Below are 18,640 nucleotides of genomic sequence, written 5' to 3'. Positions count from 1 at the left end.
CCGGCGTGCACCAACGAGGAGTTTATGAGCGCGGGCCGCAATTTCGCCGGTTCTGGCGCTCAGCAAAGCATTCATGATGGATCTGATCGAGACAGAACGGAGAAGCGAGATCCGGCCAGCCGCGACTGTGGAGCCCGACATCGCGCTTTTTCTCGATTTCGACGGCACTCTCGTCGAGATCGCGCCGCTGCCCGACGCCGTGAAGCTCGACCGGCAGGTTCCGCCGGCCCTGGAGGCGCTTCGGCTGAACCTGAACGGCGCGCTCGCGCTCGTCTCCGGCCGCCCGATCGGCTTTCTCGACACCGTGCTGGAACCATACCGGTTCGATGCGGCGGGCCTGCACGGCGCGCAGATTCGCCTCGGCGGCGAAATCCGCTCGCAGGCGGATGTTCCGGACGCGATGCGCGAGGCGACGCGCGATCTCGTCCGCTTCGCCAACAGCCATGTCGGCATCATCGTCGAGGACAAGCGCATCTCGATCGCGCTGCACTGGCGCATGGCGTCCCATCTCAAGGACGAGGCTCTCGGCCTGATGCGCGGCATCGCGACGCGCATGGGTCCGGCCGTGCGCCTTCAGGAGGGCAAGTCCGTCGCCGAGATCGTGCCGGCGGGCGCGAGCAAGGGCGGCGCCATCGCCTGGCTGATGCGCTCGGCCCCCTATGCCGGCCGCGTGCCGGTCTTCATCGGCGACGACATCACCGACGAGGCCGGCTTCGAGGCGGTCAACGCGCTCGGCGGCGTCTCCATCCGCATCGGCGCGGGCGAGACCTGCGCCGCGCGCCGCATCTCCTCGCCGACGGACCTTCGCGCCATTCTCCTGGCCGCCGCCGAGCAGGGCAGCCTGACCTTGTCCAGCTTCTCCCCGGCAAGCTCCTCACAGGAATAACGATGACAGTGACGACAACGACCGCGGGGCGGCATTCCGTCCCAGGGAATTTTGCCGCCTCGCTCGATCTCGGCGTGATCGGCAACTGCTCGATCGCGGCTCTCATCGACCGCAGGGCGCGCATCGTCTGGGGCTGCTTGCCGCGCTTCGACCGCGATCCGGTGTTCTGCGCGCTGATCGACAACCAGCCCGATGACGGCGACGCCATTCCCGAGAAAGGCGTCTTCGCGATCGAGCTGGTCGGCATGACGAGTTGCGAGCAGAGCTATCTCGACAACACGGCGATCCTGTCCTCCGTGCTCTCCGACGATCACGGCAACGCGATCGAGATCCTCGATTTCGCGCCGCGCTTCGTGCGCTACGAGCGCTCCTTCAGGCCGCCGCAACTGGTCCGGCGCGTCCGCCGCCTTTCGGGTCGTCCGCGCATCAGGGTGGTGCTGAAGCCCTGCGTGGGCCTCGGCGAGGCGCCCGACGAGATGACGCGGGGCTCCAACCATGTCCGTTATGTCGGCGCCGACCAGACCATCCGGCTCACCACGGACGCGCCGATCTCCTATGTCGTCGACAGCGTGCCCTTCGCCGTCGACCGGCCGTTCTCCTTCTTCGTCGGCTCCGACGAGGCCCTGCGCGCCGAGATCGAGACGACCTCGCGCGAATTCCTCGACAAGACCACCGACTACTGGCGCGACTGGGTCCGTTCGCTGTCGCTGCCCTTCGACTGGCAGCGCGAGGTGATCCGCGCCGCGATCACGCTGAAGCTCTGCTCCTTCGAGGAATCGGGCGCGATCGTCGCGGCGCTGACCACCTCGATCCCCGAGGCGCCGGGCACCCAGCGCAACTGGGACTATCGCTTCTGCTGGCTGCGCGACGCCTATTTCGTCGTGCATGCGCTGAACCGGCTCGGCACGACGCGGACGATGGAGGACTATCTCGGCTTCATCACCAACATCGTCGACACCTTTTCCGAAAGCGGCTCCGAGCATCTGCCGCCGCTCTACCCGATCACGCGTGGCGGGACGCTGGAGGAGTTCGAGGCACCGAATCTGTCTGGCTATCGCGGCCACCAGCCGGTGCGCTTCGGCAACGGAGCGGCGACGCAGATCCAGAACGACGGCTATGGCGCGGTCGTGCTGGCGGCGACGCATTCCTTCTTCGACCAGCGCCTGATCCGGCCGGGCAAGGAGGCGCTCTTCGGCCAGCTCGAGCGCATGGGCGAACTCGCGATCGCCTATTTCGACAAGCCCGACGCCGGCCCCTGGGAACTGCGCGAAAAGCAGGTGGTGCATTCCTTCTCCAGCGTGATGTGCTGGGCCGCCTGCGACCGGCTCGCCCGCATCGCAGGCACGCTCGGCCGCGCCGACCGAAAGGAGTACTGGAAGGGCGAATCGAAGCGCCTGAAGCAGATCATCGGCGACCGGATCTGGAACCATGACAGGGGCCATTTCGTCTCGACCTTCGACGGGGCCGAACTCGACGCGACCTTGCTGCTCTTCGCCGAGCTCGGTTTCGTCAAGGCCGACGACCCGCGCTACATCGCGACGGTGGAGGCGATCGGCCGCGATCTGACCCGCGGCGACCTCCTGGTGCGCTATGCGACGCAGGACGATTTCGGCTTCATGCACACCGGCTTCCTGATCTGCGCCTTCTGGTATGTCGATGCGCTGCACGCGATCGGCCGGCGCGACGAGGCCAAGGAGCTGTTCGACCGCATCCTGACGCGCCGCAACAGCTTCGGCCTGCTGTCCGAGGACGCCGATCTGACCACCGGCGAGCTCTGGGGCAATTTCCCGCAGACCTATTCGATGGTCGGGCTGATCAATTCGGCGATGCGGCTGTCGCGGAACTGGGAGGAGGCGTTCTGAGGCTCGCCTCGGCCGGCGGCGGCGGCGCCACCCGCCGCGCCGCCCGCAGGATCGGCCGCTCGATCAGGATGTGCAACAGGGCGGCAGCCGCCAGCGTGCCGCCCGCGACCAGGGCCGGGAACAGCCCGAACCAGACCCATCCCGTCGCCGGCATGAGCGCGCGCAGGGCGGTCTGCGCCATCAGCACCACCGGCAGATGCGCGAGATAGACGGCGTAGGAGAGATCGCCCGCAAGGTCGGCGCGCCCGCCTTCGGCGCTGGTCCGCGCCGCCTCGCTCCATGTCAGCGCGACGGCCACGAGCAGCGCGGCCGGCCCACCCCAGACCAGCGCCCGCCAGAGGCCCGGATCGGCCGGATGGAGCGCGAGCAGGCCTAGCGCGACCGCGGCAAGCGTTAGCCGGAGCGGCTGTGAAAGCCGCAAGGCTCCCATGCGGTAGAGCCCATAGAGGCCGATTCCGGCGACGAATTCGAGGATGATCGGGTTCGACCAGAAGCGCAGCGGCAGCGCCGCCGGCGCGAGCAGGAGGCCGAGCGCGGCGATCGTCGCGATCGTCGCGGCCGTCAGCCACGGCGCCGCCTCCGCGCGAAATCCGATGAACAGCGCGAAGACGGCGTAGAAAGCCATCTCGTAGTTCAGCGTCCAGCCGATCACGAAGAGCGGAAACGCCTCGCCGTCGGCGTTCGCGGCCGGCAGGAACAGGTAGGATGCGACGACAGAGGACCATGACGCTCCATTCCAGGCCCGGCTGCCGAGCACGACGAAGACGGCGATCATGAAGCTGGTCGTCAGCCAGTAGAGCGGCACGATCCGCGCCAGCCTTCGCAGCAGGAAGACGCGCCAGCCGCCCGTGCGGCCGAAGAGCGGCGCGCCGGCATAGGCCATGATGAAGCCGGAGATGACGAAGAACAGGTCGACGCCGGCCGAGAACGGAAAAATCGACAGGGGCGAATCGGCGGGGGCGAGCTTGAGATACTCGGTCGAGATCGCATTCTTCGTGTGCTCGACCACGACGAGGCTCGCCGCGACCGCTCTCAACCATTGAATACCGTCGATGCGTCGCGTCGGCGACATGCCGTGACCTGCCGATCCTGCTCGCTTGCTTGCAGGGAGGTGTCACGGAAACAAATCGATACGCAACAGAAAAGCGGCGAAACGCCGCTCGGTCGCTGTTCAGTCGGCCGGCTCGATCGCGACGAGCAGATCGCCGGCCGCGACGGTCGCGCCGGGCTTCGCGCCGAGCCGCGCCACGATGCCGGTGGCCGGGCTCTTCAGCTCCATGAACAGCTTCATCGATTCGAGCACCGCGACGACCTGTCCCGCCGTCACGGCGTCGCCTTCCACGACATGCAGCGAGACCAGCGTGCCGGGCATGGCGGCGCGCACCGCGTCGCCCGCTTCCGCGCCGGCTTCGCGCGCTGCCAGGGCCGCAGCCTCGACGGCGAGCATCACCGGCACGCGGCCCTCGAAATCGCGATGGCGCAGGAAGACCCCGTCCGGTTCCGCGACGGCGATCGCCTGCGAGCGCGTCCCGTCGAGCACGACGCTCCAGCCTTGCTCGCCGCCCGGCGTCACCGCGACGTCGAACGATCTGCCGCCGGCGGAAATCCGCAGAAACCCGTCATGCGTCTCGGCGCGCCAGGGCGCCGTCGCCCCTTGCGCCCCGACGACGACATGGCTCGCCGCCGCCCGCCCGGCCGGAGCCAGCAGCCGGAACCCGCCGAGCGAGCCCCAAGGGCCGGCCGTCGCGCTCGCCGAACGCCGCGCCAGCCAGATCGCGACCGCGACCGCGACCGCGTGGCTTGAGTCGCCGTCGCCGGCGTCAGGCTGCCAGCCCTCGGGCCACGTCTCGGCGAGAAACAGGGTCGTCGCCTTGCCCTCGGCGAAGGCCGGCTGGCGCAGCGCATCGACGAGGAAGGGCCGGGTCGTCGACGGCCCGAGCACGGTCATCCGCTCCAGCCCGTCGCCGAGCTTGCGCAGCGCCTCGTCGCGGTCGCGGCCATGCGCGATCACCTTGGCGAGCAGCGAATCGTAATGCGTCGAGACCTCGCTGCCGGCGGCGACGCCGCTATCGGTGCGCAAGGCCTCGGGCGCGGCCCAGGCCCGGATCAGCCCGGTGTCGGGACGGAAGCCCTCGTCGGCCCGCTCGGCCGTGACGCGGGCCTCGATCGCATGGCCGGCGCAGGTAATCTGGTCCTGCGGCAGCGGCAAGATCTCGCCCGCGGCGATCCGGATCTGCCATTCGACGAGGTCGAGCCCGGTGATCGCCTCGGTGACCGGATGCTCGACCTGGAGCCGCGTATTCATCTCGAGGAAGAACACGCTCTCCGTCGCCGCATCGACCAGAAATTCGACCGTGCCGAGATTGTCGTAGCCGATCGCCCGCGAGAGCCGGAGCGCATGGTCGTGCAGCGCCGCCCGCGCGGCCGCCGACAGGTTCGGCGCGGGCGCCTCCTCCAGCAGCTTCTGGTTCGAGCGCTGCACGGAGCAGTCGCGCTCGAACAGATGGACGACGTTGCCGTGCCGGTCGCCGGCGACCTGCACCTCGACATGCCGCGGCCTTGTTACGAATTTCTCGATCAGCAGCCTTCCGTCGCCGAAGGCGGCCTGCGCCTCGCGCGCCGCGGCCACGATCGCGCCGTCGAGCTCGGCCTCGTCGACGACCTTGCGGATGCCCTTGCCGCCGCCGCCCGCCGAGGCCTTGACCATCACCGGCAGGCCGATCCGCAGCGCCTCGGCCCGCAGCACGGCCGGCGACTGGTCCGCCCCGTCATAGCCCGGCACGCCGGGCACGCCGGCGTCCCGCGCGATCCGCTTCGAGCGGATCTTGTCGCCCATCGCGTCGATCACGGCGGCCGAGGGGCCGATGAAGACGATGTCGTTGGCCTCGCAGGCGGCGATCAGGTCGAGCCGCTCGGAGAGGAAGCCGTAGCCGGGATGGATCGCCTTGGCACCGGTCGCGAGCGCGGCTTCGATGATCCGGTCCGCACGCAGATAGCTGTCGCGCGCCGGCGCGGGGCCGATATGGATGGCGCTGTCGGCCATGCTTACGTGCAGGGCGTCGCGATCGGCGTCGGAATAGACCGCAACGCTGCGGACGCCGAGCCTGCGGCAGGTCGCCATGATGCGGCAGGCGATCTCGCCGCGGTTGGCGATCAGGATGGTCTGGAACATCAGTATAACCTTGTCATTCCGGGGCGGCCCAAAGGGCCGAACCCGGAACCCACCACCAGGCGATGGTTTCACAACCGCAAAGGCAAAGGTTCGCCCGGTCGTGGGTTCCGGGTTCATCACTGCGCGATGCCCCGGAATGACAATGGGGGATCGCTTCCATCGCCATCACATCCGGTACACAGGCCGCGGGCCCGTATCGCGCGGCTCGCCGGCCGCGAGCGAGAGGCACAGCCCCAGCACGTCCCGCGTCTGGCCGGGCTCGATGATGCCGTCGTCCCAGAGCCGGGCGGTGGCGTAATAAGGGTCGCTCTGCTCCTCGAACTGGGCGCGCGTCTTGGCGTCGAGTTGGGCGATGGCAGCCTCGTCGACATTGCCTTTGAGCGACTGCCGCCGCAACTCGGTCACCACATTGGCGGCGACCTCCGGGCTCATCGTCGCGATCCGGGCATTGGGCCAGGAGAACAGGAAGCGCGGCCGGAAACCGCGCCCGCACATGCCGTAATTGCCGGCCCCATACGAGCCGCCGATCAGCATGGTGTATTTCGGCACGCGCGCATTCGAGACGGCATGGACCAGCTTGGCCGAATGCTTGGCGATGCCGCCGCGCTCGGCCTCGGCGCCGACCATGAAGCCGGTGATGTTCTGCAGGAAGAGCAGCGGGATCTGGCGCTGATCGCAGAGTTCGATGAAATGCGCGCCCTTCACGGCGGCTTCCGAGAACAGCACGCCGTTATTGGCGATGATGCCGACGGGATAGCCATGGATATGGGCGAAGCCGGTGACCAGCGTCGCGCCAAAGGCAGGCTTGAAGGCGTTGAAGGCGCTGTCGTCGACGATCCGCGCGATCACGTCGCGCACGTCGTAGGGCCGGCGCAGATCGGTCGGGACCAGATCGACGAGGTCGGCCGGATCGAGCTTCGGCGGAGTCGGGGTTCGTGGCGGCCCGAGCCTGCCGTTCTCGGCGAGCGAGCCGACGATCTCGCGCAGCTTCGCCAGCCCCTCCATCTCGGTCAGGACCATGTGATCGGCGACGCCGGAGACTTGGCAGTGCATCTCGGCGCCGCCGAGCGTTTCGCCGTCGACGATTTCGTTGATCGCGGCCTTGACGATCGGCGGGCCGCCGAGATGGATGCGCCCGGCGCCCTTGACCATGACGACCTCGTCCGACAGCGCCGGAATATAGGCCCCGCCCGCCGTGCAGCCGCCGAAAACGAGCGAAATCTGCGGGATGCCCGCCGCCGACATCCGGCACTGGTTGTAGAACGAGCCGCCGAAATGGTCGCGGTCAGGGAAGACGCGGTCCTGCTCGGGCAGAAACGCCCCGCCGCAATCGACCAGATAGAGGCAGGGCAGCCTGTGCTCCTGCGCGATCTCCTGCGCCCGCAGGTGCTTGCGCACCGTCTCGGCGAAGAAGGAGCCGCCCTTCACGGTGGCGTCGTTGGCGATCAGCATGCAGGCGCGGCCTTGCACCATGCCGATGCCCGTGACGATGCCGGCGCCAGGCGCCTCGTTGCCGTGGAGCCCCCAGGCGGCGAGCGGGGAGAGTTCGAGGAACGCCGTCTGCGGATCGAGCAGCAGGTCGAGGCGCTCGCGCACCATGATCTTGGAGCGCCGCTCGTGGCGCGCGCGCATCTTCTCGCCGCCGCCTCCCGCGACCAGCGCATGGCGCTCGCGCAGGGTGGCGAGCATGGCGGCGAGCGGGGGAGGAGTGGCGGGGGTCGCTTGGTCGGCCTGCTTCATGTCTCGTCCCTGTCCTGCCCGGCCCGTCATTGCGAGGAGGCGCGGCCGACGAAGCAATCCGGCGTCTCGCGCCGCCCCTCCGGATTGCTTGGCTACGCTCGCGATGACGGGTTGAACGTCGCCGCGAATTCACCTACCGTTCGTTAGGTAGGCGTAGCGCGCCGCTAAGGTCAAGCTGCGGGTTCAGTTAGGGAGAACGCCATGTCGGCAGTCGAAAAGCTCTCTGGCGAAGCCCCGCGCCGCTCGCCCTATTTCGCCGAGGAGCACGAGGCGCTGCGCGATCAGGTCCGCCGCTTCGTCGAGACCGAAATCAAGCCGCATGCGCTCGCCTGGGAAGAGCAGGGCTTCGTCCCGCGCGACGTGCTGAAGCGCATGGGCGCGCTCGGCTTCTTCGGCATCCGCTATCCGTCCGAATACGGCGGCTCGGACATGGATACGATGGCGACCGTGGTCCTGGCCGAGGAACTCGGCCGCTCGACCTTCTCCGGTGTCGCGGTCACGGCGTTGGTCCACACCGACATGGCCTCGGTCCACCTCTTCAACGCCGGCAGCCAGGCCCAGCGCGACAAGTTCATGCCGGACATCATCGCGGGCGAGAAGATCGTCGCGGTCGCCGTCACCGAGCCCGATGCCGGCTCCGACGTGAAGGGCATCCGGACCACGGCGCGGCGCGAGGGCGATTACTACGTGCTGAACGGCGCCAAGATGTTCATCACCAATGGCGTCCATGCGGATTTGTACTGCGTCGCCGCCAAGACCGACCTTTCGGCGAAACCCTCGCAGTCCGTCTCGATCTTCCTGGTCGAGAAGGGCACGCCGGGTTTTCGCGTCTCGCGCGCGCTCGACAAGCATGGCTGGCGCTCGTCGGACACGGCCGAACTCGTCTTCGAGGATTGCCGCATCCCGGCCGAGAACATCCTCGGGCAGGAAGGCCGCGGCTTCTACGCGGTCATGAGCAATTTCCAGAACGAGCGCACCGTCATCGGCGCGATGGCGATCGGCGAGGCCCAGGCCGCGATCGACCTGACGCTCGACTACGTCCGCACGCGAAAGGCCTTTGGCGCGCCGCTCTGGGACAAGCAGGTCATCCGCCAGAAGCTGGCGATGCTGGCGAGCAAGGTCGAGGCCGGCCGCCAGCTCGTCTACCACGCGGCCTGGCTGGATTCGCAGGGTTTCGACGCCACCCGCGAGGTCTCGATGGTCAAGGCCTACTGCGGCGAACTGGTCAACGAGGTCATGTATGCCTGCCTGCAGTTCCATGGCGGCATGGGCTTCATGCGCGAGAGCACGATCGAGCGCATGACCCGCGACGCCCGCGTCCAGTCGATCGGCGGCGGCGCGACCGAGGTGATGCTGGAAGAGGTCGCGAAGCGGCTGTGACGATCCTTTGTCATTCCGGGGCTTCGCGCCAGCGAAGAACCCGGAAGCCACGACCGGGTGGGACCCTTATTTTCCATCTCGCCTTGGCCGTTGCCTTGCTTCGCGGCCCGGCCGGACGTGAATTCCGGGTTCGGCCCCGCGGGCCGCTCCGGAATGACAGGGGGGCGGCATGAGCGCCGTCGAGAAACCGGCCCGCGACCCAGCCGAATCCGGCTCGCGCCGGCTCATCCTCGACACCGCCGCGCGGCTGCTGCGCTCGGGCGGCTATCACCAGACCACTCTGCGCGAGGTCGCCGAGGCGGTCGGCATCCGCAAGGCGAGCCTGTATTACCATTTCGCCTCCAAGGAGGAGATCGTCGAGGCCGTCGCCAATGACGGCGTCCGCTTCGTCCATGAAGCGGTCTCGCAGGCGCTCGCCGACACTGCCGACGCCGCGCCGCGCAAACGGCTGGAGGCCGCGATCGCGGCCCATCTCACCGCGCTGCACGGGAACAGCGACTACACCTCCGCCAGCATCAAGGCCTTCAGCTTCGGCGCGATTCCCGCGCCCGACAGCGTGCGCCGGGTCAGGCGCGGCTATGAGGAGGTCTGGCGCGGGCTGATCGCGCAGATGCAGGCGGCCGGCGTGCTCGCGCCCGAGCGCTCGGCCGAGACCCTGCGCTACTTCCTGCTCGGGGCGCTCAACGGCTCGATCGACTGGCAGCGCCCCGGCCGCTTCGACGCGGCGGAACTGGCGCGCGAATTCACGGCGCTGATCGCGCCGCATAACGATGGTGTGAAACCGTAGCCATTTCGGCTCCGTCCATGCTGTGATGCGGTATCAGTCTCGCGACGGAGCCGGCATGGAATCGATCTACTGGTCCATCACCTGGGCCTGCCACCGCAAATGCGTGCATTGCTACGAGGACAGGTTCCGCCCCTATGTCCGCAACGCGCTCGGCGACGTCGTCGGCCAGACCATGCAGAACTGGCCGCGCGTGCTGGAGAACCTGCCCGCGACCATGACCTATCTCGATCTTGAGCAGCCGGTTCCCGGTGGCGGCTGGCGGGAGCGACGCGGGCGGATCGTTCTGTCGGGCGGCGAGGTGCTGATCGACGCGATCCGCGAGCCCGCGCTCTATCCGCTGCTGGAGGCGCTGCGCGATCGCTATGCCGGACGCGGCGGCGTCAATGTCGTGGTCCAGACCACCGGCGATCTCGTCACCGAAAAGATCATCCACGAGCTCGTCGAACGCGGCGTCTGGATGATCTCGGTCGCCGGCATGGACGATTTCCATGTCGGGCTGGAAGGCGCGAAGCGCGACCCGCTGCAGGCGCGACTGGTCGGGTGGTTCGAGGCCGCGGGCATGCAGCGCTCCGGTCTGCAGTACCAGACCCGCAAATGGCACGAGGAGGACGGCCCGCTGTTCTCCTTCTTCGGCGCGACGCCGGACGCCTGGATCGGCAAGCTCTGGCCGCGCGGCAGGGCCTGGCGGAACGGCCTTTCGACCGCGACCATGGCCGACAACTTCTGCAACCGCTGGTCGGGCGGGCTGAATTTCCTGAACCACCGCTATTCCGGCTCGGAGGTCGCGATCGACGCGGCCGGCGATGTCTATCCCTGCTGCATGAAGACCAGGCTGCCGATCGGCGACCTGACCGAGGAGCCGCTCGAGGGCATCCTCGATTCGCTGGTCGGCCACCCGGTCTTCGAGGCGATCAATGCCGGCCATCCAGAGCGCATGGGGCTCCGGCACGGCTGGAGTCTCGACACCTATCTCGCCAAGTCCCAGACGGCGCGGCCCAAGGGCGGCGAGTATCGCAACCTCTGCATCGGCTGCGACCGTTTCCACGAGGAGGTGCTGGGGCCGGTGATCGCCCGCATCCGCGAGGAGCGGTTGGGCGGCGTGCGCAGGGTTGCGGCGGAGTGATTTGATTTGACGCAACTATCATGACCACGACGACAGGAACGATGCCATGATCACCCGCCGCGACACGCTTCGCCTCGCCGCAGCAGCCGGCGCATCGGGGCTGATCGGTCCCGCCTTCGCGCAATCCAGGCCGATCTCCGCCGCCGACTGGCCGGCGATCCTCGCCAAGGCGAAGGGCCAGACCGTCTACTGGAACGCCTGGGCCGGCGACGAGCGCACCAACGGCTTCATCGCCTGGGTCGGGCAGGAGGTGAGCAAGGCTTACGGCGTGACGATCAACCACGTCCGCCTGCGCGACACCGCCGAGGCCGTGACGCGCGTGGTGGCGGAGAAACAGGCCGGCCGCCAAACCGGCGGCAGCGTCGACCTGATCTGGATCAACGGCCCGAACTTTTTGGCGATGAAGCAGCAGAAGCTGCTCTACGGCCCCTATGTCGAGGCGCTGCCGAACTGGGCCTTCGTCGACACCACGAAGAAGCGCTCCAACATCGTCGATTTCACCGTGCCGGTGGAGGGCCTCGCCACGCCCTGGCGCATGGCGCAGGTGGTGTTCCTTTATGACGGCGCCCGCACCCCGGCGCCCAGCCTGCCGCGCTCCGTCCCGGCGATGATCGCCTGGGCCAAGGCCAATCCCGGCCGGCTGACCCACCCGACGATCCGCAACTTCCTCGGCTCGACCTTTCTGAAGCAGGCGCTCTACGAACTGGCGCCCAATCCTGAAATCCTGGACATGGCGCCGGACGATGCCGGCTTCGCGGCGACGACCGCCCCGCTCTGGGCCTGGTACGACGAACTCCGCCCGAATCTCTGGCGGCAGGGCCGGGAGTTCCCCGAGACCGGCCCGGCCCAGCGCCAGCTTCTCGTCGACGGCGAGATCGACTTCTACATCTCGTTCAGCCCGGCCGAGGCCGCGACCGGCATCGCCAACCGGCAACTGCCCGAAAGTGCGCGCGTCTTCGTGCTGGAGCGCGGAACCATCGGCAACACCTCCTTCGTGGCGATTCCTTACAACGCCGCCAACGCGGAGGCCGCCATGGCGGTCTCGAACTTCCTGCTCGAACCGGCGACCCAGGCCCGTGCCCAGGACCCGCGCCACATGGGCAATTTCACCGTGCTCGACCTCGACAAGGTGCCGGCGACGAGCCGCGCCCTGTTCGCGCGTCCCGAGGGCGTGCCGGCGCTGCCGACCAATGCCGAGCTTGGGACGGTCCTGCCCGAGCCGCACCCCGCCTGGATGACCCGTATCACGACGGAGTGGGAGAGGCGCTATGTGCGGTGATCCCGTCATTGCTTCGTCGCCGCGCTCCTCGCAATGACGGAAAGGCCCGTCGCGCTCAGCGTGGTCATCCCGACGCTGAACGCTGCCGCGTCATTGCCCGCCGCCCTCGCCCAATTCGACGCCGCCCGCGCCAGCGGGCTCGTCATGGAAATCATCGTCGGCGACGGCGGCTCGGGCGATGACAGCATCGCGATCGCGCAAACCGCCGGCGCTCATGTCGTCACCGGCCCGCCAGGTCGCGGCCAGCAACTCGCCCTCGGCGCGCAGGCCGCGCAGGGCGACTGGCTGCTGTTCCTCCATGCCGACACCCGTCTCGATCCCGGCTGGGAGGTGGCGGTGACCGGCTTCATCGCCGCGAAGGGCGAGGGTCACGCCGCCGCCTTCGCCTTCGCGCTTGACGACGCCGCGCCGGCCGCCCGCCGGCTCGAACGCATGGTCGCCTGGCGCTGCCGCCGGCTCGGCCTGCCCTATGGCGATCAGGGCCTGCTGATCTCGCGGAAACTCCATGACCAACTCGGCGGCTTCCGGCCGATCCCGCTGATGGAGGATGTCGATTCCGTCCGCCGCATCGGCCGGCCGCGTCTGACGATCCTCGACCACCGCGCCGTGACCAGCGCCGCGCGCTACCGCCGCGACGGCTACCTCCGACGCTCGCTGCGCAACCTGACCTGCCTGTCGCTGTTCTTCGCCGGCGTCCCGCCGCGCCTGATCGCAAGGCTGTATGGCTGAGCGATGCGCCGGACGCTGATCATCATGGTCAAGGCCCCCGTCATGGGGCGCGCCAAGACGCGTCTCGCCCGTGAAATCGGCGCCGTCGAGGCGTCGCGCTTCTATCGCGCGGCGACGGCGGCCCTGCTGCGTCGCGTCGCACGCGATCCGCGCTGGGAGACGGTGCTGTCGGTCGATCCGCCGCGCGCCGCCATCGCCCGCTTCTGGCCGGCGCGGCTCGCGCGTCGTCCGCAATGCTCCGGCGATCTCGGTCGACGCATGCTGGACCAGTTCGCGCAAGCGCCCCATGGTCCTGTCGTGCTGATCGGATCGGACATCCCCGGCATCGCCGCCCGCCATGTCGCGGCGGCCTTCGCCGCCTTGCGCGGGCACGACGCCGTCTTCGGCCCGGCCGAGGATGGCGGCTACTGGCTCGTGGGCCTGCGCGCCGGCCACCGCCCGGCCGGACTGTTCCGGGATGTGCGCTGGTCGAGCGAGCATGCGCTCGCCGACAGCCGGGCGAGCCTCGGCGGCAGCCGCGTCGCGGAGATCGAAACCCTGTCCGATGTGGACGGCGCGGCCGGCTGGCGGCGCTGGCGCGCGCTTCCGGTCCCGGTCGGAGCGCGCTGATGTCGCGGCTGATCCCGCCGATAACGCTCTTCTTGTTCCTCGCGCCGGTCGCGGTCGGGCTCGCCGGGACGCTCCTGCCGGCCGTCGGCTATCTGCCGGCGATCGGCGCGAACGGATTTTCGCTCGCGCCCTGGCGCAGCCTGTTCGACTGGCCGGGCTTCGGCTCGGCGCTCAGGTTGACGTTGAGCGTCGGCGCGCTCGCGAGCCTGCTTTCGCTCGCGGGAGCCGTCTCGCTCGTCGCGACCTTGTCTGGCACGCGCTGGTTCGCCCGCGTTCAGGCCGCGCTGACGCCGCTTCTCGCCTCGCCCCATGCCGCGATCGCGCTCGGGCTCGCCTTCCTGCTCGCGCCTTCCGGCTGGATCGTCCGGCTGATCTCGCCGGAGCTGACCGGATGGACGCGGCCGCCCGGCGACCTCGTCACCATCCGCGACCCTTACGGGCTCAGCCTCGTCGCCGGGCTGATGACCAAGGAAATCCCCTATCTCGCCATCGCTCTGACCGCCGCGTTGGGCCAGGCGCCGGCGCAGCGCCTGCTCGCCTGCGCCCGCGCCATGGGCTATGCGCGCGGCACCGCCTGGCTCAAGCTCGTGCTGCCGCGGCTCTGGCCTCAGATCCGTTTGCCTTTCTACGCCGTCGTCGCCTATTCGCTGTCGGTGGTCGATCAGGCGCTGGTTCTGGGACCGGGCAACCCGCCGCCGCTGGCGGTGCTCGCGGCGCGCTGGTTCTCCGATTACGACCTCGCGCAGTATCTGCCGGCGGCGGCCGCCGGCATGCTCCAGCTCGGCCTCGTCGTCACGGGTCTCCTGATCTGTCGCGGGGTCGAATTCGGGCTGGCGCGGGGAGGGCGGTTCTGGCTCGAACGCGGCCGCCGCTCCGGCGCGGGCGACTGGCTTCTGCCGCTCGTCGCGGCGCCGATGGCCGCCGTGCTGGCGGGCGGCCTGCTCGCGCTGCTGGCGCTGGCGCTCTGGTCCTTCGCCGCGAGCTGGCCCTTTTCGGCCGCGCTGCCGCGAAGCTGGAGCCTCGACGCATGGACTGGGGGCTCGGAGCGGCTGCGGGCGAGCCTGCTGACCACGGCGCTCATCGCCGCGGCCTCGACGCTGATCGCCCTCATCCTCTGCCTGGGCTGCCTCGAACATGAATCGCGGCGCGCGAGAAAGCCCGGCAACGGCGTGCTCTGGCTGCTCTACCTGCCGCTGCTCGTGCCGCAGATCGCCTTCCTGTTCGGCCTGCAGGTGGCGCTGGTGCGCTTAGCGCTCGACGGGACCATGCTCGCCGTCGTCTGGGCGCATCTCGTCTTCGTGCTGCCCTATGTCTTCCTGAGCCTCGCCGATCCGTGGCGGGCGCTCGATCCGCGCTATGCCAGGAGCGCCGCCAGCCTCGGGGCTTCGCCGACCCGTGTCCTCTTCGCGGTCAAGCTGCCGATCCTGCTGCGGCCGATCCTCGTCGCCGGCGCGGTCGGCGTCGCGGTGAGCATCGGGCAATATCTCGCGACCGTCTTCGCGGGAGCCGGCCGCGTCGCCACGATCACGACGGAGGCGCTGACGTTGGCCAGCGGGGCCGACCGGGCGAGGATCGGCGTGCTCGGTTTCGCGCAGTCGCTGGCGCCGCTGCTCTGCTACGGCCTCGCGCTGGCGCTGCCGCGCCTGATCTTCCGCAACCGCCGGGGCCTGGCATGACGAAGGACGCCATCGCCGGCGCGCTCGCCCTGCGCGGCGTCACGATCCGGCTCGGCGGCGTCGCGCTGCTGGAGCGGCTCGATCTCGTCATCGCGCCGGGCGCGGTCGCGACCGTGATGGGGCCGAGCGGCTCGGGCAAGTCGAGCCTGCTCGCCTTCGTCGCCGGCTTCCTCGACCACCACGTCTTCAAGGCCGAAGGCGCGGTCGTGGTCGGCGGCGTCGACGTCACGCGCGAAAAACCCGAGCGGCGGCGCATCGGCCTGCTCTTCCAGGACGACCTGCTGTTTCCGCATCTCTCGGTGGCGGGCAACCTGTTGTTCGGCATCCCCTCCGAGGTCGCGAGCCGCGTGGAGAGATTGGCTCTGGCCGAGGCCGCGCTCATTGATGCGGGCCTCGCCGGATTCGGCGCGCGCGATCCGGCGACCCTGTCGGGCGGACAGCGCGCCCGCGTCGCGCTGATGCGGGTGCTGCTGTCGCGGCCGCGCGCGCTCCTGCTGGACGAGCCCTTCTCCAGGCTCGATGCGCAGTTGCGCGGCGCGTTCCGCGCCATGGTCTTCGAGCAGGCGCGGCTGCGCGGCCTGCCGGTGCTGATGGTGACGCATGATCCCCAAGATGCGGAGGCCGCCGACGGGGCGGTCGTGCGGTTGGTCTGAGCGCATGCGGACCGCGCGCCGGCCGCGGCTGACAGGGAGCGGCTGCGCGGGCTAGCCTGCGGTCTCGATTCCGCGACCGGGACAGCTTCGCATGCGAGCCTTCTACCACCCCGACCAGGCCCTTCACGATCCGCGGCAATATATGCGCTTCGGCCAGATCGTCGCGCCCAAGGATCTGCCCGAGCGCACGGCGCAACTCCTCGGCGCGCTGGAGCGGCACGGCATCGCGCCGGACCTGCCCGCCGCCCATGGCAAGGCGCCGATCCTCGCGGTCCACAGCGAGGGTTTCGTCACCTTCCTGGAGACGATCTGGCGGCGCTGGCTCGAACTGCCCGAGCGCGGGCCGGAAGCCTGGCCCAACACCTTCCCCTACTGGTCCGGGCGCACCGACGAGGCGGCGCGCCCGCCCTGCCGGCCGACCGGGATCATGGGCCAGCTCGGCTGGTATCTCGGCGATCTCTCGGTTCCGGTCGGCGAGCATTGCTGGCTCTCGACGCTGCGCTCGGCCGAGACCGCCGTCGCGGGAGCCGACGCCGTGCTGGCGGGCGAGCGCGCGGCCTATGCGCTCTGCCGCCCGTCGGGCCATCATGCCCGCGCCGACCGCGCCACCGGCTTCTGCTACGTCAACAACTCGGCTATCGCGGCGCAGCGCCTGCGCGAAAAATTCGGCAAGGTCGCGATCCTCGATGTCGACGCCCATCACGGCGACGGCACGCAGCAGATCTTCTATCGCCGCGACGACGTGCTGACGGTCTCGGTCCATGCCGATCCGGTGAACTACTATCCCTTCTTCACCGGCTACGAGGACGAGCGCGGCGACGGGCCGGGCGACGGCTTCAACCTCAATTTGCCGCTGGCCCATGGCGCGGGTGGGACGGAGATGGCCGCGGCGGTCGACCGGGCGGCCGAGGCGATCCGGCGCTTTGGGGCGGACGCGCTGGTGGTCGCGCTCGGCTACGACGCTCACAAGGACGATCCGATCGGCGTGCTCGAGCTCGACGCCGCGGATTTCGGCGCGATCGGCCGCCAGGTGAAAGCGATGGGCCTGCCGACGCTGGTGGTGCAGGAGGGCGGCTACGCGATCGAGGCGATCGGCGCCTGTCTCGATGCGTTTTTGGAGGGGTTCAGGTAGCGCCTTCCCTTCCGCCCTTGCGGAAGAAGGGAAAACCTCAGATCACAGCCTCGATCAAAAACGGCCCCTTCCGCGCCAACGCCCCCCTGAACAATCTGGCGAACTCCTCCGCCGTGGTCGCCCGCGCGGCCTCGACGCCCATGCCCTTCGCCATCATCACCCAGTCGAGCGCCGGTTCGTCCAAATTCAGCATCTGCCTGGCGTTGCGGCCGAAATCGTTGACGCCGACGGCGCGCATCTCGCCGTGCAGGATCTGGTAGGTCCGGTTGGCGAAGATCACCGTGACGATGTCGAGGTTCTCGCGCGCCTGCGTCCACAGGCCCTGCACCGTGTACATGCCCGAGCCGTCGGCCTGCACGCCGATGACTTTCCGGTCGGGGCAGGCGACGGCGGCGCCGATCGCGAGCGGGATGCCCTCGCCGATCGCCCCGCCCGTGAGCTGGATGTAGTCGTGCCGCGGCGCGCCGTGGCATTGCTGGTAGAAGACGCGGCCCGACGAGACCGACTCGTCGCAGATGATGCTGTTCTCCGGCAGCAGGCTCGCCACGATGGTGCAGACCTTGTCGGCGTCGAGCGCGCCCGTCGGCAGGGCCGCCCCGCGCTCCGCGGGCCGCGCGATGAATGCCGGCTCCGCCCTGGTCGCGCCGAGTTCGTCCGCCAGCGCGTCGATCGCGCCCGGCAGGTCGTCGCCGGGCGAGGCCAGCGTCGTGACGATGCAGCCGTCATGGATCAGCCGCCCGGGCTTGCCGGGATAGGCGAAGAAGCCGACCGGAACCTGCGAGCCGACCAGCACGAGAAGGTCGATGTCCTTGAGCTGGCCGAGCGCGATGTCGATCGGGTAGGGCACCTTCGGCAGCGCGACGCGGCCGGCCCCGCGCTCGATGCGCCCGTTCGACATCTGGCCTATCATCCGGCAGCCGGTGGTCGCGCAGATGCGCGCCGCCATCGCCATCGGCCCCTCGCGCAGCGACGAGCCTGTCATCAGCAGCGCGGCGCGCGCGCCGTGCTTGCGCAGCGCGGCCGCGACCTCGCGCACGGTCCCGGCGGCGACGGTCCTGGGCGCCGGCACGGCGGTCGCCTTGACCTGCGCCGGCTCGACCGAGCCCCAGGCGCAGTCGGCCGGCAGGATCGCGGTGGTGACGCCCGGCAGCGACATCGCCGCCGCATAGGCCTCGCCGATCGCAGGTCCCACATCCTCCGGCGTCGCGATGCGGCGGACGAAATGCGACATCGGCCGGGCCAGGCTCTCGATGTCGCTGGTCAGCGGCGCGTCATGGACGAGATGATAGGTCGCGTGGTCGCCGACGACGTTGATCATCGGCGTGCGGGCCCGCCTCGCATTGTGCATGTTGGCGAGCGCGTTCGCCATGCCGGGTCCGCAATGCAGCAGCGTCGCGGCCGGCTTGTCGGCCATGCGCGCGTAGCCGTCGGCCGCGCCCGTCACCACGCCCTCGAACAGGCCGAGCACGCAGCGCATCTGCGGCTTGCGGTCGAGCGCGGCGACGAAATGCATTTCGGAGGTGCCGGGATTGGCGAAGCAGACATCGACATCGTTGACGAGAAGCGTGTCGCACAGGCGGTCGGCGCCGTTCATTGAAGGAAATCCCCGGTC

At 69.5% G+C, this 18,640-nt stretch carries 15 protein-coding genes; 11 read left to right on the top strand and 4 right to left on the bottom strand.

The features are described 5' to 3' along the window. Positions 1 to 73: 73 nt before the first annotated feature. Together otsB and AC1RRW_RS05410 are read left to right on the top strand one after the other, a co-directional pair. Positions 74 to 886 (top strand): trehalose-phosphatase, encoded by an 813-nt coding sequence (gene otsB, locus AC1RRW_RS05415; RefSeq protein ID WP_492899525.1) that lies wholly within the window; start codon positions 74 to 76, stop codon positions 884 to 886. Between the two features lie 2 nt (positions 887 to 888). Further along, entirely contained in the window at positions 889 to 2,748 is a 1,860-nt protein-coding gene (locus AC1RRW_RS05410) for a glycoside hydrolase family 15 protein (RefSeq protein ID WP_492899523.1), read from the top strand. Here the strand turns inward: AC1RRW_RS05410 and AC1RRW_RS05405 are convergent. From AC1RRW_RS05405 to AC1RRW_RS05395, 3 genes are all read right to left on the bottom strand, one after another. Then, complete coding sequence (locus tag AC1RRW_RS05405; RefSeq protein ID WP_492899521.1) at positions 2,702 to 3,820, bottom strand: acyltransferase family protein; 1,119 nt, start codon at positions 3,818 to 3,820, stop codon at positions 2,702 to 2,704. The two genes, AC1RRW_RS05410 and AC1RRW_RS05405, sit on opposite strands and share 47 nt — an antisense overlap. Before the next feature lie 99 nt (positions 3,821 to 3,919). Further along, entirely contained in the window at positions 3,920 to 5,920 is a 2,001-nt protein-coding gene (locus AC1RRW_RS05400; protein WP_492899520.1) for an acetyl/propionyl/methylcrotonyl-CoA carboxylase subunit alpha, read from the bottom strand. Positions 5,921 to 6,085: 165 nt separating this feature from the next. Further along, a complete protein-coding gene (locus AC1RRW_RS05395; protein ID WP_492899519.1) occupies positions 6,086 to 7,660 on the bottom strand; it encodes an acyl-CoA carboxylase subunit beta in 1,575 nt (524 codons plus the stop codon). A gap of 201 nt (positions 7,661 to 7,861) precedes the next feature. On the opposite strand from AC1RRW_RS05395, the gene AC1RRW_RS05390 reads away from it, so the two are divergent. From AC1RRW_RS05390 to AC1RRW_RS05350, 9 genes are all read left to right on the top strand, one after another. Continuing rightward, positions 7,862 to 9,040, top strand: coding sequence for an acyl-CoA dehydrogenase family protein (locus AC1RRW_RS05390; protein ID WP_492899518.1), 1,179 nt, complete (start codon positions 7,862 to 7,864; stop codon positions 9,038 to 9,040). A 169-nt stretch (positions 9,041 to 9,209) separates the two neighbouring features. After that, positions 9,210 to 9,827 (top strand): TetR/AcrR family transcriptional regulator, encoded by a 618-nt coding sequence (locus AC1RRW_RS05385; RefSeq protein ID WP_492899516.1) that lies wholly within the window; start codon positions 9,210 to 9,212, stop codon positions 9,825 to 9,827. Positions 9,828 to 9,882: 55 nt separating this feature from the next. Then, the gene (locus AC1RRW_RS05380; protein WP_492899515.1) at positions 9,883 to 10,950 is read left to right on the top strand and encodes a radical SAM/SPASM domain-containing protein; all 1,068 of its coding nucleotides are present in this window, start codon (positions 9,883 to 9,885) and stop codon (positions 10,948 to 10,950) included. A gap of 46 nt (positions 10,951 to 10,996) precedes the next feature. Next, positions 10,997 to 12,229: an ABC transporter substrate-binding protein gene (locus AC1RRW_RS05375; protein WP_492899514.1), complete on the top strand. Its 1,233-nt coding sequence runs from the start codon at positions 10,997 to 10,999 to the stop codon at positions 12,227 to 12,229. 33 nt (positions 12,230 to 12,262) lie between these two features. Further along, positions 12,263 to 12,958, top strand: coding sequence for a TIGR04283 family arsenosugar biosynthesis glycosyltransferase (locus AC1RRW_RS05370; protein WP_492899513.1), 696 nt, complete (start codon positions 12,263 to 12,265; stop codon positions 12,956 to 12,958). 3 nt (positions 12,959 to 12,961) lie between these two features. Beyond that, positions 12,962 to 13,567, top strand: coding sequence for a TIGR04282 family arsenosugar biosynthesis glycosyltransferase (locus AC1RRW_RS05365; RefSeq protein ID WP_492899512.1), 606 nt, complete (start codon positions 12,962 to 12,964; stop codon positions 13,565 to 13,567). After that, positions 13,567 to 15,243, top strand: coding sequence for an ABC transporter permease (locus AC1RRW_RS05360; protein ID WP_492899852.1), 1,677 nt, complete (start codon positions 13,567 to 13,569; stop codon positions 15,241 to 15,243). The genes AC1RRW_RS05365 and AC1RRW_RS05360 overlap by 1 nt, the downstream gene beginning before the upstream one ends. Further along, entirely contained in the window at positions 15,240 to 15,896 is a 657-nt protein-coding gene (locus tag AC1RRW_RS05355; RefSeq protein WP_492899511.1) for an ATP-binding cassette domain-containing protein, read from the top strand. The genes AC1RRW_RS05360 and AC1RRW_RS05355 overlap by 4 nt, the downstream gene beginning before the upstream one ends. Positions 15,897 to 15,987: 91 nt before the next feature. Continuing rightward, a complete protein-coding gene (locus tag AC1RRW_RS05350; RefSeq protein ID WP_492899509.1) occupies positions 15,988 to 17,028 on the top strand; it encodes a histone deacetylase family protein in 1,041 nt (346 codons plus the stop codon). A gap of 37 nt (positions 17,029 to 17,065) precedes the next feature. Here AC1RRW_RS05350 and AC1RRW_RS05345 read toward each other — a convergent pair whose 3' ends face one another. Then, positions 17,066 to 18,622 (bottom strand): acetolactate synthase large subunit, encoded by a 1,557-nt coding sequence (locus AC1RRW_RS05345; RefSeq protein WP_492899508.1) that lies wholly within the window; start codon positions 18,620 to 18,622, stop codon positions 17,066 to 17,068. Positions 18,623 to 18,640: the final 18 nt, after the last annotated feature.

The sequence above is a fragment of the Allobosea sp. GW821-FHT12C12 genome (assembly GCF_058807355.1).
Note: the sequence above shows the minus strand (reverse complement) of the source record. Positions and strands in the feature narration are given on the sequence as shown.